Genomic DNA, 13294 nt, shown 5'->3' on the forward strand with positions numbered 1-13294 from the left:
TCGGTGGCCACGCAGGCGGTGCAGTTTCGCCGAGACCACGCTCGCGTCGTAGGACAGTGGCCGACCGTCGCTCTCCACTCGCCCGTGCGGGGTGAGCCGTCCGATCGTGGCGGAGAGGAGCGTGTTGAGGCCCCAGTCGAACCCGGCGGCGATGACATGCCCGGACGCGGGAGTGAACGGGACCTCGGTCTCGAACGGCAGGTCCACCCGCACCCGGCCGTCCTTCACCCGCAGTGTGGGGACACAGATCTTCAGTGCGTCGTCGGGCACGTTGCGAGGCAGGTTGACCGGCAGGACGTGCCAGGCCCAGTCTTTCGTCGAGGTCGGGCGTTCGTGGAGGGGAAGCTGGACCCGCAACTCGGCCGTGCGCTCGCCTGTCTGCGCCACCGTCACCAACTGCTTGTCAGCGGCGGCGAGTATGATCTGCGGCGCGTTGAACGGCACGTCTTCTGTCTCGACGATCCCCGCCGGGAATGCGCCTCCGCCGTCGAGGATCGCCTGGATCTGCCGGGTCCGGTTGCGGATCTCCGCCACCGGCACATCGGCCGGGAGTGCCCCACGCAGTGCTGTCCATTCGGCGTCGGTGCGTTTGCGGGAGTTGGCCGGCCAGGTTTCCTGGATCGCCTCGATGATCGTCCGGCGGCGCAAAGCGACCCGCAACGCGCGGGCCGCCTCCTCATCCGCGCAGCACCTCACCCGATCCGAAACGTACACACCCGCCTCACTGACACTGCCCCAGCCCAACCGGCGCAACGCCTTATAACCCTTGACCGGAAGATCCCGCCCATCCGGGCCCACCCCACCCGCGAGCTCATCAAGCGCCTCCTCCGTCCAGCGTTCCGCGATCACGGCTGAGGCCAGTGTCTGGGTGAGCGTGGTCAGCCAGCCCACCCGCGCCGCCAACGCCTCTGTGGGCACGCTCACGCCGGTCTTCTCCACGATCGCCCGGTAGGCGGTACACGTCGCCGTCGCGGTCTGCTTACCCACCAACACCCCCACCGGTCTCCCCACCGCCACCCCCGGTGGTGCCCTCGTCCCCGGTGGTGTTCGCCGACGCAGCCTCCAGCAGTTGCCGCCGCGCTTGTTTCGATCGGATCCCGTACATCCGTCCCGCGAACGTCACCACCAGCGACCTGAAATCCGTGAAGAGCTCCTCCCCACCCCCGGCAACCCACCGGTCTTGCCCGCATTCACATCAACATCCCCGACGTGCTGGTCCGCGTAAGTTTCTTGGTTTGGGCCGTCAGCGACGATTCGTGTCCCGATGACCCCGGCACCCGCACGTACGCGACCTCGACCCGATCCCGCTCCGACGGCAACACGCCGGCGAACGCGTCCAGGTCCCGCTCCTCGAACCGGCGCTCCGGCCACTGATCGCCCACCACCCGAAACCGAACACACCCCTCGATCACCCATTGCGCAACGTCACCGGATGCACCGCCAGACGCTTCGCCGCCGGAGCCACACAGAGATCATAACGCTAAGTAGCTCATTGGCTACCCGAATCAAGCATCAGTTCCTACCCTTCGTGTCCGTACGGTCGAGATCCGCTGGCACGTGATGTACCTGTCGGTCCTCAACGAGGGCCGCGACGACGATCCCGAGATCCCGAGAACGATCCCGAGGGATATCTGTTGGTGCCCGTCCGCATCGCCGCCCCCGTGCGGCACCGCTTCGGGCATGAGGCGCTCGGGCGCTTCTACGCCGAGCTGTGGAGCGGCCGCGGTGGCGGGCAGGACGTCTTCTTCGGCCCCGTGATCTCCCAACTGCCCACCGGCGAGCAGGCCGGACGCCTGTGGGACGGCACGCTGCTGGTGGCGGGCACTCCGCACTTCCACGAGCTCAAGGGCCACGCGCACGAGGAGCCGCGGCTGCCGTGACGGGTCCGAGGGTCGCCACCCGCCCGCAGGGGGACCGGGCGGGTGGCGTTCGGGGAAGATGGACAGAGAGTAAAGAGTACGTCGCTCTCTGTCATAGAGGATGCCCGCCGGAGTGCGGGTGCAATCCTCATCGGGTCACGAGCGGGTCAGGGGGAGCGGTCTGCCGACGATGGCGTACTCCTCGTAGCCGCCCGGGAAGACGTACCTGCTCAGCAGGTCGGTGAAGCCCAGGCTGGCGTAGAGGTGGCGGGCGGCCGTGGGGCGATCGTGGGTGGACAGGACGGCGGAGCGCTCGCGGCGACCGGCGCACAGCGTCCTGATCATGGCCCGGCCGATGCCCTTGCCCTGGTAGTCGGGGTGGACGTGGATCTCGGCCAGCTCGAAGGCGTGCCCCAGCCAGGCGTCGGCCACCTCGCGGCCGGCGCGGTCCGTCAGCTCCCGGTGGACGACATCGTGCCACCACTGCCCCGGCGCGCCGCGGAACCCGTAGGCGAACCCCACGATCCGGGGCTCCGCCGTCCCCCGGACACCGAACGGCGCATCACGCCATTCCGCGAAATAGCACTGGAAATAGGGATATATCCCATGATTTCGCATGATGGCCTTGCGGCCGGGGAGCTGGTCCGCGGGCGGACGCATGGCGGCGCTGTAGATGTCGATCACCGTGTCCAGGCGTTCGCCGAACTCGATGGGTCCCGCGCCGCGAAACTCGATCACGGTCGAACCCTACTCCCGCCCGCCGCGCGTCACTCGACCTCGACGGGTGTGCCGCCGGTGATGCGGACGAGCTCGTCGAAGGTGGTCGGGAAGACGGTGTGCGGGTGGCCTCCGGCGGCCCACACCTCCTGGTGCTTGCTCAGCCAGTTGTCCACCAGCGTGCGCACCGGGGCCGGATGGCCGACGGGAGCCACGCCGCCGATCGGCTGCCCGGTGGCCTCCCTGACGAACTCCGGCGTCGCTCGCCGTACCTTCTGGACGCCCGCCGTGCGGGCGATCAGCTCCACGTCCACGCGGTGCGCGCCGCTGGTGAGCACCAGCAGTGGCGCGCCGTCGGCTTCGAAGATCAGGCTGTTGGCGATGGCGCCGACCTCGCAGCCGACCTGGGCCGCGGCGGCGGCCGCCGTGGGCGCCTTCTCGGGCAGCACCACGATCTCACCTGCGGCCCCCAGACTCCGGAGCGCAGTTTCCACACGTATCGCGTTAGCGGGCAACTTCTCGGGCATGCGGACACTCTAAACACATTGACCGGCGGTTTACGTTCTTGGCGCTGGTGTGTAGGGTCTTTTGATTCGGTTGGTAATGGTTTGAGAGGTGGTACTGGTGCGAGTTCATCGGCTGCCAGGACTGACCGCTCTCCTCGCGGCGGGAGTCGTCGCCCTCGCCGGCTGCGGCACCCAGGCGTCATCGCCGGCCGCGGCGAGCACGCCGAGCCCGGTGAGCGCGACGAGCCCGGTGAGCGCGACGAGCCCGGTGAGCGCGACGAGCGCCGGGGGCCAGGCGGGGTCGGTCGCTCCGGTCATCGCGCCGGACAAAAAGCTCAAGCTGGGTGCGAAGGGCAAAGAGGTCTCCTGGCTGCAGCGCCGCCTGAGGGAGCTGGGCTACCGCCCCGGCAAGGCCGACGGCCGCTACGGCGGCACCACGCTGGCCGCGGTGTGGGCGTTCCAGAAGGTCAACGGCATCCGGCCGACCAGCACCATCGGCCGCGCCACCTGGTCGGCCCTGGAGACCCCCAAGTCGCCCAAGGTCCTGGTCAGGAACGGCAAGGCGACCCGCGCCGAGGTCAACCTCACCCAGCAGCTCATGGTCCTGTACGTGCGCGGCAAGGTGGAGCTGATCACCCACGTCTCCTCGGGCAGCAACATCCCCTACTGCGAGACCGCCGACTGGCAGGGCAGGCCGCAGCGCTTCTGCGGCTCGGCCAGCACCCCGACCGGCGATTTCCGCACCACCTGGCGCCGGGACGGCTGGCACCGGTCCTATCTCGGGCAGCTGTACAACCCGATCTTCTTCAACGGCGGCATCGCCTTCCACGGCGCGCTGTCGGTGCCGCTCTACCCGGCCTCCCACGGCTGCGTCCGCATGCCGATGAACGTGGCCGGGGAAGTCCCCGGCCTGGTCGGCACGGGCGTCCCGGTGCACGTACGGGGTAAGTTCCGCCGCTGAGCCCTGAGCCCTGAGCCCTGAGCCCTGAGCCCTGAGCCCTGAGCCCGCTGAGCCCGCTGACGCTCGCGGGCGCCCACGAGCGTCAGCGGGCGGGGGCGGTCAACGGGGGCTCGGGCCTTTCGGCCGCTTCCAGGTCGCGCAGGCCGCGGACGCTGACGTCGATGGCCCGGTGCAGCGCCTCCCACACCTGCTCGCGCGAGTCGCCCCTGGTGAGGGTGGCCATGGCGGTCAGCTTGACCGCGCCGATCAGGGAGCCGACCGCCGCGGCGCACTGCACGAGGTCCAGCTCGCCGGGGTAGGCCTCCTGGAGGGCCCGTGCGAGCCGCAGCTGGTTGCCGAACAGCGTCTGCAGCGCGCGGGCCTGAAGCGCGGGCACGGTCATGATCAGACCGAGTCTCGCCTGCGCCTCCTCCACGCCGTCGAAGCCCTCCTCGGCCGTGGCCGAGTCCAGGCTGCCGCCGGCGACCCGGATCAGCAGGTCGGCCACCGGCTCTCCCGGCCGTCTGTCCCGGACCCGGGCAAGGACCTCGCGCATGCGCTCCGGCGCGTCGTGCAGGACCACGTCCTCCTTGCTCGCGAAGTAGCTGAAGAACGTCCGCGTGGAGACGTCGGCCTCGGCGGCGATCTCCGCGATCGTCGTCTCCTCGTATCCCTTGTCCTGGAAAAGCCGGAGCGCTGCTCGTACCAACGCCTGGCGTGTGCGCTGCTTCTTGCGCTCCCGTAGGCCCACCATGGGACGAACTGTACTGCATCGACTTATCTATTTCACTTGTTGTAATTTTGCACTTGATGTTGTTTTCTGGGGGCAGACCGCGAGAGGAGATCCAGATGACCGACCTGACCCTCACCTTCGAGCGTGCACATCCCCTCGACCCGCCCGAGATGTACACCCGCATCCGGCAACAGGACGCCGTACACCGCATGACCTACAGCGACGGCCACCTAGGCTGGCTGGTCACCGGCTACGCCGTGGCCCGCGCGGTGCTCGCCGACCCGCGCTTCAGCAACCGCCCCGAGCTGACGCACCCGCCGCTCCCCAGCCGGATGGAGTTCGCCCAGCAGTTGCGCGAGCAGGAGCTCAAGGTGCCGCCCGGCTTCTTCCTGCGCATGGACGCTCCCGAGCACACCCGCTACCGCAAACTGCTGACCGGCCAGTTCACCGTCCGGCGGATGAAGCAGCTCGAGCCGAGGATCCACGAGATCACCGAGTCCTGCCTGGACGCCATGGAGGCCGCGGGGCCGCCGGTGGACCTGGTGAGCGCCTTCGCGATGCCCATCCCGTCGCTGGTGATCTGCGAGCTGCTCGGCGTGCCGTACGAGGACAGGGCGCAGTTCCAGGAGGACACCAAGATCCTGGTCGACCTGGACGCCAAGGGCCAGGACGCGATGGACGCGCTCACCAGGATCTCCGCCTTCTTGTACGGGCTCATCCAGCGCAAGCGCGCCGCCCCCGGGGACGACCTCATCAGCGGCCTGGTGGCGAGCGGCGAGCTGAACGACGAGGAGCTGACCGGAGTCGCGGTCCTGCTGCTGGTCGCGGGGCACGAGACCACCGCCAACATGATCGCGCTCGGCACCTACGCCCTGCTCACCAACCCCGGCCAGCTCGCCGCCATGCGCGACGACCCGGCCCAGGTGAACAACGGGGTCGAAGAGCTGCTCCGCTACCTCACCATCATCCACCTCGGTCCCATCAGGACCGCTCTGGAAGACGTCGAGCTCGAAGGCCGCCTCGTCAAGAAGGGCGACTCCGTCACCCTGCACCTGCCGATCGTCAACCGCGACCCCGCCCGCTTCCCGGGCGGAGACCGCCTCGACGTCACCCGCGAGGCCACCGGTCACCTGGCCTTCGGGCACGGCATCCACCAGTGCCTCGGCCAGCAACTCGCCCGCATCGAGATGCGCATCGCCTACAGTGCGCTGTTGCGCCGGCTACCTGGCCTAGGCTTGGCCGTACCACCTGAGGAGGTGCCCATGCGCTCGGACATGAGCATTTACGGAGTCCACCGCCTCCCTGTCACCTGGTAGGAACGCATGGAGATCAAGGCCAACACCCAGCTGTGCATCGGAGCGGGCATGTGCGCGCTCACGGTTCCGCAGGTGTTCGACCAGAGCGATGATGAAGGGCTGGTCGTCCTCCTGGAGCCGAACCCGTCCGCGGACCTGGAGGAGGCGGTGCGCCGCGCCGTCAACCTCTGCCCATCGGGAGCCATCTCGGTCGACTGAGCCACCCCCGCCGGCCGCCCTCGCCCCGCCACCCGCGCGGCGACGGCGGCCGTCGCCATCCCATCCTTCTCCCCGCTCTACGCCCCTGCCGCCATCCAGTCCACTCGGCCTGCCCCCTGCCCCCTGGAGCCCCGCTCCTGGCGTCCCGCGCGCAGTTCGGGCCGCGGATCGGCTCTGGGGCGGCTCTGGGGCGGCTCTGGGGCGGCTCTGGGGTGCGGCCCTGCTCTCGGTCTGCTCGATGTTGGTCTCGGGGTGGCCTCGGTGCGCCGGCTTCCTGTACGGACCCGTTTTGCGGTGATTGTTCGCGTACGGGGTGCTAGTGGGTCTGGTATGGCTCCGCAGCGGGTATACACATCATGGTCATCGAACCTGTGTTCGTGGAACCGGTTGACAGCGCGCGTGATCGAAATTATGTTCGACCTAGTGACGTGAGGCTCGCGGCTCACGTCTATGGACCTGGTCGTGGGCCATCGCTTCCCCCAAGCGAGGCCCGCGACCAGGCTCCACGGGCGAAGGGTGCGTCCTCGTCGTCGGCGGAGACGAGTGGGCGTGTCCTGGCCGGACGGGGAGAGGGGAAGCTCCTCGTCCGGCCGGCCCGGCGAAATTGTCGGTGGGGTCTGCGATTCTGACCTCACCGGTGGCAACGTCGGGAGTCGCCAACGACTCGAAGGAGGCGAGCAAGATGGCACCACGGCTCAGAGATACGCCCGGGCCCCGGCTGTCGCCTGCGGTTCGGGCACACTTGACCGATTCTCGTTCCTGCCTGGCTGAGGCGGCTGCGGCTCGCACCCCGGCCTCTCGCTATGTGGCGGCACACCTGGCGGCGCTGCGCGCGGCAGCGGCGGTCCTGGCCGCTCGCCCACGTCCCATGGAAGGCCGCAGGCGCCGCCTGCGCAGCGCGTGGGACCTGCTCCCCGAGGCCGAGCCCCAGCTCGCCGAGTGGGCGGCCTTTTTCGCGGTGAGCGCCGGCAAGCGCGCCGCCGCGGAGGCCGGCGTGGTCCGGGGCATCAGCGCCGCGGACGCGGACGAGCTCCTGGCCGAGGCCGACACCTTTGTCTCCACCGTCGAGGACCTCCTCGGCGTCCCCGCCCAGCCACAACTCCCCGCGAACGTGCCCCTGGCGGGTTGACGGCCACCTCCGCCCGCGGCAGACCGACGCTCTCCGGCAGATCGGCGCTGAGCGGTCGTGCGTGCGAGGACCTGAGCGCGGGGACCTGCGTGCCGGTATCCCTTACGCGGGGGCCTGGCTGGTGTCTCTCTCAGTGGGGACCTGCGGGCGGGCGTCTCTCGTGCGCGAGCGTGCGTGCCGGTGTCGCTTGCGCGGGGGCCTGGCCGGTGTCTCTCACGCGAGGGCCTGAGGGGCGGGCATCTCTCGTGCGGGGGCGTGCGGGCCGGTGTCTCTCACGGAGTTCTTTGCGCTTGTCGGTGATTCGCAAGGCAAGGCGAAGGTCTCTGTCGTGCGCCCTGAATGCCGGACCCTTATCCCGATGGCAATGTGTGGAAATTGCGGGGATTTGGGTTAAATATTTGGATTCGGGCGCTTTGGTGGGAGGCGGGTGTGCGAGGTGGGGCGTGAAGGGGCGCGCCTTGGGAGGGCGCGCCCCGACTGCCCGTAAGGGCCCGGCTGCCCGTGAGGGCACGACTGCCGGTATGGGTCAGAACGCTTCGACGGCTCGGCGGGCCTCGGCGTCGAGGACGCCCCAGCTGATGAGCTCCTCGGTCAGCTCGCTGGGCGACTTGTCATAAATCACAGCCAGGGAGCGCAGGTCCTCCTGGCGGATGGACAAGACCTTGCCGTTGTAGTCACCACGCTGGCTCTGGATCGTGGCGGCGTAGCGGGCCAGGGCGCCCGCCTTCTCCTTCGGCAGCGAGGCAAGACGCTCCAGGTCGATGACAAGCTTCGGTGTCGGCCCGAGCGGGCTGGGCGCGGCACCGCCGGGCAGCAGCTCGGAGACGGGCACCCCGTAGAAGTCGGCAAGCTCGGCAAGCTTCTGCACCGTGACCGCGCGGTCGCCACGCTCGTACGAGCCCACGACGACGGCTTTCCAGCGCCCGCGCGACTTCTCCTCGACTCCGTGCAGGGACAGGCCCTGCTGGGTGCGGATGGCGCGGAGTCGTGCACCCAGCGACTTTGCGTACTCAGACGGCATTTGTGTGGCCCCCCGGCTCTCGTATGTGTAGCTCTCAGTAGATTGTGCTCCCTTGCGGCGAATGCCTGAGCCACCGGGGGTCCGGTGCCGGGTTCGGCACCAATCGGTAGCCATGGCCTCAGGTTTGCCCTGGAACGCCGCGCGGTTTTGGTTACGCACAGTGACGGTAAAGGGGTGGACGCCTGAGGTCAAGCTGATTGGAAAAAAGATGTCGAATCCGATCCGACATAGAAAGCCTCAAAGATCCCTGTTGTCCCTGCTGGTAACGGTATTCTCAGCGCAGTTCGCGCCGGCTCAGGGAGTACGCGTCAGGATCATGACAGGGCAGGTCGCAGCCCTTACGATCTTGATGCTGGTGTCGCCGAGGAACACGCGCCTGAGTGGCCCCGAGTCGCTGGAGGCGCAGATGATGAAATCCCCCGCGAGCCACTGGCCGCTCGCCAGGGCGGCGGCGACGCTCCTGCCCTCCAGGAGCTCCACCTCGACGCCGGTGCGCCGCCGGTGCCCGCGCGCCGCGGCGTTGAGGTCGGCGGCCGCCTGGTCGCGAAGCCGCGCCAGCATGTCCAGCTCCACCTTGACCGGCCGGGCGCTGCTCAGCAGGAGCGTGACCAGCCGCAGCGGCAGGTCCATGCGGCCGGCGAGCTCGGCCGCCCGCTTGACCGCCGCGTCGGCGCACGGGCCGCGCCGGTAGGCGACGGTGAGGCGGTCGAGCGTCGCGGGCGGATTGTCGGCGTAGCCGCGCGGGGCGAGCACCACCGGCACCGGCGAGGCGTGCAGGAGCTGGTCGGCGGTGCTGCCGACGGCGATGCGGCCGACGCGCGCGCCCGGCGCGGAGCCGATCACGACCGCGTCCGAGCCGCGCTTGCGCGCCAGCTCCACCAGCCCCCGCCCGCTGCCCTTGTGCGTGTGGGTGATGAAGTCGGCGTCCTCGCCCGCCAGCTCGTGCGCCTGCGCGAGCGTGTCGACGGCCTGCTCCTCCAGGTAGGCGGCCCACGCGCTCGCGTCGGCCCTGGCCGGCCCCGGCGCGCCCCACGCGGGCGGCTGCACGGTCGCCACCGTCAGCCGCGCGCCGGCCTGCCTGGCCAGGAGCACGGCCAGCGCCAGCCCGTCGCGGCCCTGGGGCAGCGGGAGGAAACCGGTCAGCACGTTGTCGAACTTCATGAGGGCACCTCGGCGTTCAGCCGTGAGTGGCGGTAGCCGTACAGGAAGTAGCAGATCAGACCCGCGAGCATCCACAGCCCGAACGCCACCCAGGTGACGCCGGCCAGGCCGGCCATGACCAGGAAGCAGAAGATGACCCCGAGCACCGGCGTGGCCGGGAACAGCGGGGTGCGGAAGCTGCGCGGCAGGTCGGGGCGGCGGTAGCGCAGGATGAGGACGCCGGCGTTCACGATCGCGAAGGCGAACAGCGTGCCGATGCTGGTGGCCTCGGCGAGCTGGCCGAGCGGGATCAGCCCGGCCAGCACCGCGATGAACGCGGTGACGATGAGGGTGTTAGCGACCGGCACCTGGCGGCGCGGGTTCACCCGCTGGAAGATGCGCGGGACCAGCCCGTCGCGGGACATGGCGAACAGGATGCGGGTCTGGCCGTACATGACCGTGAGGACCACGCTGGCGATGGCGATCACCGCGCCGAACGACACGATCAGGCCCGCCCAGGTGGAGCCGGTGGCGAGGTCGGCGATGAGCGACAGGCTCGCCTCGGTGTGCTCGGGGTCGAACTCGGTCCACGGCATGGCGCCGACGGCGGCCACCGCGACCAGCACGTAGATGACCGTCACGATGGCCAGCGACAGGACGATGGCCCGGGGCAGGTCGCGTGCGGGGTTCTTGGCCTCCTCACCGGCGGTGGAGGCGGCGTCGAAGCCGATGTAGGAGAAGAACACCTGGGACGCGGCGGCCGTCACGCCCGCGATGCCCATCGGCGCGAACGGGGTGAAGTTCCCGGCGGTGAAGCCGGTGAACGCCACCAGGCAGAAGAACAGCAGCACGGCGATCTTGATGAGCACGAACACGGCGTTGGCCGTGGCGCTCTCCGACGCCCCGCGCAGCAGCAGCCAGGTGGCCAGCAGCACGATCAGGATCGCGGTGAGGTTCACCACCCCGCCGTCCTGACCAGGGGAGCGGGTGATCGCGTCGGGCAGGTGCCAGCCGAACAGGCTCTGCAGGAAGGCGTTGAGATATTCGCCCCAGCCCACCGAGACGGCCGCCACCGAGACGGCGTACTCCAGCATGAGGCACCAGCCGCAGATCCAGGCGACGAGCTCGCCCATGGTCGCGTAGGCGTAGGAGTAGGACGAGCCGGACACCGGGATGGTCCCGGCCAGCTCCGCGTAGGACAGGGCGGAGAACAGCGCCGTGATGGCGGCCAGCACGAACGCCAGCACCACCGCCGGGCCGGCCTTGGGCACGGCCTGGCCGAGGATGACGAAGATGCCGGTGCCGAGCGTGGCGCCGACGCTGAACAGCGTGAGCTGCCACAGCGACATGGTGCGGCGCAGATCGCCGCCCACGCCGTGGCCGCCCTCGGCGACGATGCGCTCGGTCGGCTTGGTACGCAACAGCTGCCTCGCCAGGGACACCTTGGACCTCCTCGACGCCTAGAGCGTGCTGGTCAGCGGCCATCTGGCGTTCGGTGTCACGATCGTTCCCGCGTCGCCGCCGAGTATGCGTTCGGCCTGGTCGAGCCTGCCGATGGCGGCCATGTCGCCGGTGGTCTCGACGAACCGGCAGACGGCGTCCACCTTCGGGCCCATCGAGCCGGCCGGGAAACTCATGGCGCGCAGTTCGTACGGGGTGGTATGAGCGATCTCACTCTGCCGCGGCGTGCCGAAGTCCCGCATGACCCGCGGCACGTCGGTGAGGATCAGGAACGCGTCGCAGTCGAGCGCCTCGGCCAGCATGGACGCGGTGAGGTCCTTGTCGATGACCGCCTCCACGCCCGCCAGGCGGCCCTGCTCGTCCCGGACGACCGGGATGCCGCCGCCGCCCGCGCAGATGACCACGACCCCCTCGCGGACCATCCGGCGGATCAGCCGCGTCTCCACCACCCGCTGCGGCGCGGGGGAGGGGACGACGCGCCGCCAGTGGGGCCCGTCGGGCTTGACGGTCCAGCCGTACTCGGCGGCCAGCTTCTCGGCCTTCTCGCGCTCGTACACCTGGCCGACGAACTTGGTCGGGTCGTCGAAGGCCGGGTCCACGGCCGACACCAGGGTCTGCGTGACCATGGCCAGCACCTGCCTGCCCGGCAGCGCGTTCTGCAGCGCCTGGAGCATCCAGTAGCCGATCATGCCCTGGGTTTGCGCGCCGAGCGTGTCGAAGGGGTAGGGGCGGTCCAGGCTCGGGTCCGAGGCGCTCTCCAGGGCCAGCATGCCGACCTGCGGGCCGTTGCCGTGGGTGATGATGAGCTCGTGCTTCCTGGCGAGGTCGGCGAGCGTCTTGACGACGCCGCGCACGTTGACCGTCTGGGTGTGCGCGTCCATGCTCTGGCCCCTGCGCAGCAGCGCGTTGCCGCCGAGCGCGACGATGACCCGCATTCCGTCAGCCTCCGTCAGATGCCGTCGCGGACGAGTGGGCAGCTCATGCAGCGCGGCCCGCCGCGTCCCCTGCCGAGCTCGCTGCCGCGGATGGTGATGACCTCGATGCCGTTGTCGCGCAGGAAGTTGTTGGTCGTGGTGTTGCGCTCGTAGGCGACGACCACGCCGGGCTCGATGGCCAGCCCGTTGCAGCCGTCGTCCCACTGCTCGCGCGCGGCGGCGTAGACGTCCTGGGTGGGGGTGAGCACCGTGATGTCGGGCAGGTCCAGCGCGCGGGCGATGGCTTGGTGCATGTCCTGCGGCGGGTGGTCGGTGACCTTGAGCTCCTTGTCGGTACGGCCCGGCTCGATGGTGTAGGCGGGCAGCATGCCGAGTCCGGCATATTGCGTGAAGACGCCCACGTCCAGCATGGTCATGACGGTGTCGAGGTGCATGAAGGCGCGGGCCTTCGGCATGTTGAGCGCCACGATCCTGGTGGCCGAGCCGGCCCTGAACAGGCTGCGCGCGAACATCTCGACGGTCTGCGGCTGGGTGCGCTCGCTCATCCCGACCAGTACGGCGCCCCGGCCGATGACCAGCACGTCACCGCCCTCCAAGGTGGCGGGCGCCACCGCCTGGCCGGGCATCCAGACGTGGTAGCCGCCCTGCTCCGGCCTGTCGTACCCGGCGGCGAAGGACGGGTGGAAGCGGTAGATCGCCTCCATGTTCACCGTCTCGCGCATCCGTGCCTTCTTCTTCATGGCGTTGACGGACACGCCGTCGTAGACCCAGCAGGAGGTGTCGCGGGTGAACAGGTGGTTGGGCAGCGGCGGCAGGATGAAGTCCTCCTCGCGCATCGTGTGCAGCAGCACCGACTGGGGGGCGCAGCCCAGCGCCGCCAGCTCGCCCTTGGTGATGCCCCCGGTCAGGTAGGTGCTCAGGGTGTCGGCGTCCATGACGTCGAGGGCGTTGCGGATGTCGTCGACGGCGATCGGGCCGTGCCAGCGCTCGTCGATGACGGCGTCCAGGATGTGCTTGCGCGCCTCCGGGATGTCGACGGTCTCCCGCAGCAGGTCCGAGAGCAGGTGGATCTGGACGCCGCGGTCGCGGAGCACCTGCTGGAACTCCTCGTGCTCCTCCATCGCGCGCTGCACCCACAGCACGTCGTCGAAGAGGAAGGCGTCCTTGTTGGCAGGAGTGAGCCGTTTGAGCGCCAGCTCCGGCTTGTGCAGCAGGACCTGGTGGAGCCTGCCCACCTCTGAATCGACATGAAACCTCATCCTTGCTCTATCCCCGTAACCCCGGGCGTCACGCTCCCTCAGGGGGAGACCCTCCGCGTTGTGGCTGGTAGCGCCTGGTA

14 protein-coding genes and 1 pseudogene are annotated in these 13294 nt (G+C 69.6%); 5 read left to right on the forward strand and 10 right to left on the reverse strand.

Annotation, left to right across the window (positions count from 1 at the left end):
* A pseudogene (locus IEY87_RS18270) lies at positions 1-987 on the reverse strand (zinc ribbon domain-containing protein); the annotation flags it as partial.
* 203 nt (positions 988-1190) lie between these two features.
* Positions 1191-1382 (reverse strand): hypothetical protein, encoded by a 192-nt coding sequence (locus IEY87_RS18275; protein ID WP_189139900.1) that lies wholly within the window; start codon positions 1380-1382, stop codon positions 1191-1193.
* Between the two features lie 255 nt (positions 1383-1637).
* Between IEY87_RS18275 and IEY87_RS46985 the strand changes: the two genes are divergently transcribed.
* Entirely contained in the window at positions 1638-1880 is a 243-nt protein-coding gene (locus tag IEY87_RS46985; RefSeq protein WP_189139901.1) for a mycothiol-dependent nitroreductase Rv2466c family protein, read from the forward strand.
* Between the two features lie 135 nt (positions 1881-2015).
* On the opposite strand, the gene IEY87_RS18285 is transcribed toward IEY87_RS46985, so the two are convergent.
* Both IEY87_RS18285 and IEY87_RS18290 read right to left on the reverse strand, forming a co-directional pair.
* Positions 2016-2597, reverse strand: a complete 582-nt coding sequence (locus IEY87_RS18285; RefSeq protein WP_225277453.1) for a GNAT family N-acetyltransferase — start codon at positions 2595-2597, stop codon at positions 2016-2018.
* 29 nt (positions 2598-2626) lie between these two features.
* Complete coding sequence (locus IEY87_RS18290; protein WP_189139902.1) at positions 2627-3103, reverse strand: YbaK/EbsC family protein; 477 nt, start codon at positions 3101-3103, stop codon at positions 2627-2629.
* A gap of 97 nt (positions 3104-3200) precedes the next feature.
* Between IEY87_RS18290 and IEY87_RS18295 the strand changes: the two genes are divergently transcribed.
* A complete protein-coding gene (locus tag IEY87_RS18295) occupies positions 3201-4043 on the forward strand; it encodes a peptidoglycan-binding protein (protein WP_225277454.1) in 843 nt (280 codons plus the stop codon).
* Positions 4044-4125: 82 nt separating this feature from the next.
* On the opposite strand, the gene IEY87_RS18300 is transcribed toward IEY87_RS18295, so the two are convergent.
* Complete coding sequence (locus tag IEY87_RS18300; RefSeq protein ID WP_189139903.1) at positions 4126-4776, reverse strand: TetR/AcrR family transcriptional regulator; 651 nt, start codon at positions 4774-4776, stop codon at positions 4126-4128.
* 95 nt (positions 4777-4871) lie between these two features.
* Between IEY87_RS18300 and IEY87_RS18305 the strand changes: the two genes are divergently transcribed.
* The 3 genes from IEY87_RS18305 (at position 4872) to IEY87_RS18315 (ending at position 7398) form a co-directional block, all read left to right on the forward strand.
* Positions 4872-6071, forward strand: coding sequence for a cytochrome P450 (locus tag IEY87_RS18305; protein WP_189139904.1), 1200 nt, complete (start codon positions 4872-4874; stop codon positions 6069-6071).
* Positions 6072-6077: 6 nt separating this feature from the next.
* Positions 6078-6269 carry a ferredoxin gene (locus IEY87_RS18310; protein ID WP_189139905.1) on the forward strand — a complete coding sequence of 64 codons (192 nt, stop codon included), beginning with the start codon at positions 6078-6080 and terminating at the stop codon, positions 6267-6269.
* 682 nt (positions 6270-6951) lie between these two features.
* Entirely contained in the window at positions 6952-7398 is a 447-nt protein-coding gene (locus IEY87_RS18315; protein ID WP_189139906.1) for an SAV_6107 family HEPN domain-containing protein, read from the forward strand.
* A 526-nt stretch (positions 7399-7924) separates the two neighbouring features.
* Here IEY87_RS18315 and bldD read toward each other — a convergent pair.
* From bldD to IEY87_RS18340, 5 genes are all read right to left on the reverse strand, one after another.
* Positions 7925-8419, reverse strand: coding sequence for a transcriptional regulator BldD (gene bldD, locus IEY87_RS18320; RefSeq protein WP_189139907.1), 495 nt, complete (start codon positions 8417-8419; stop codon positions 7925-7927).
* A 294-nt stretch (positions 8420-8713) separates the two neighbouring features.
* A complete protein-coding gene (locus tag IEY87_RS18325; protein WP_189139908.1) occupies positions 8714-9580 on the reverse strand; it encodes a universal stress protein in 867 nt (288 codons plus the stop codon).
* Positions 9577-11001 carry an amino acid permease gene (locus tag IEY87_RS18330; RefSeq protein ID WP_189139909.1) on the reverse strand — a complete coding sequence of 475 codons (1425 nt, stop codon included), beginning with the start codon at positions 10999-11001 and terminating at the stop codon, positions 9577-9579. The genes IEY87_RS18325 and IEY87_RS18330 overlap by 4 nt, the downstream gene beginning before the upstream one ends.
* Before the next feature lie 18 nt (positions 11002-11019).
* Positions 11020-11955 carry a carbamate kinase gene (gene arcC, locus IEY87_RS18335; protein ID WP_189139910.1) on the reverse strand — a complete coding sequence of 312 codons (936 nt, stop codon included), beginning with the start codon at positions 11953-11955 and terminating at the stop codon, positions 11020-11022.
* Between the two features lie 14 nt (positions 11956-11969).
* Positions 11970-13214: an arginine deiminase gene (locus tag IEY87_RS18340; RefSeq protein WP_189139911.1), complete on the reverse strand. Its 1245-nt coding sequence runs from the start codon at positions 13212-13214 to the stop codon at positions 11970-11972.
* Positions 13215-13294 lie beyond the last annotated feature (80 nt).

This window comes from Nonomuraea glycinis (assembly GCF_014646515.1).
In the GTDB taxonomy this organism is placed as follows: domain Bacteria; phylum Actinomycetota; class Actinomycetes; order Streptosporangiales; family Streptosporangiaceae; genus Nonomuraea; species Nonomuraea glycinis.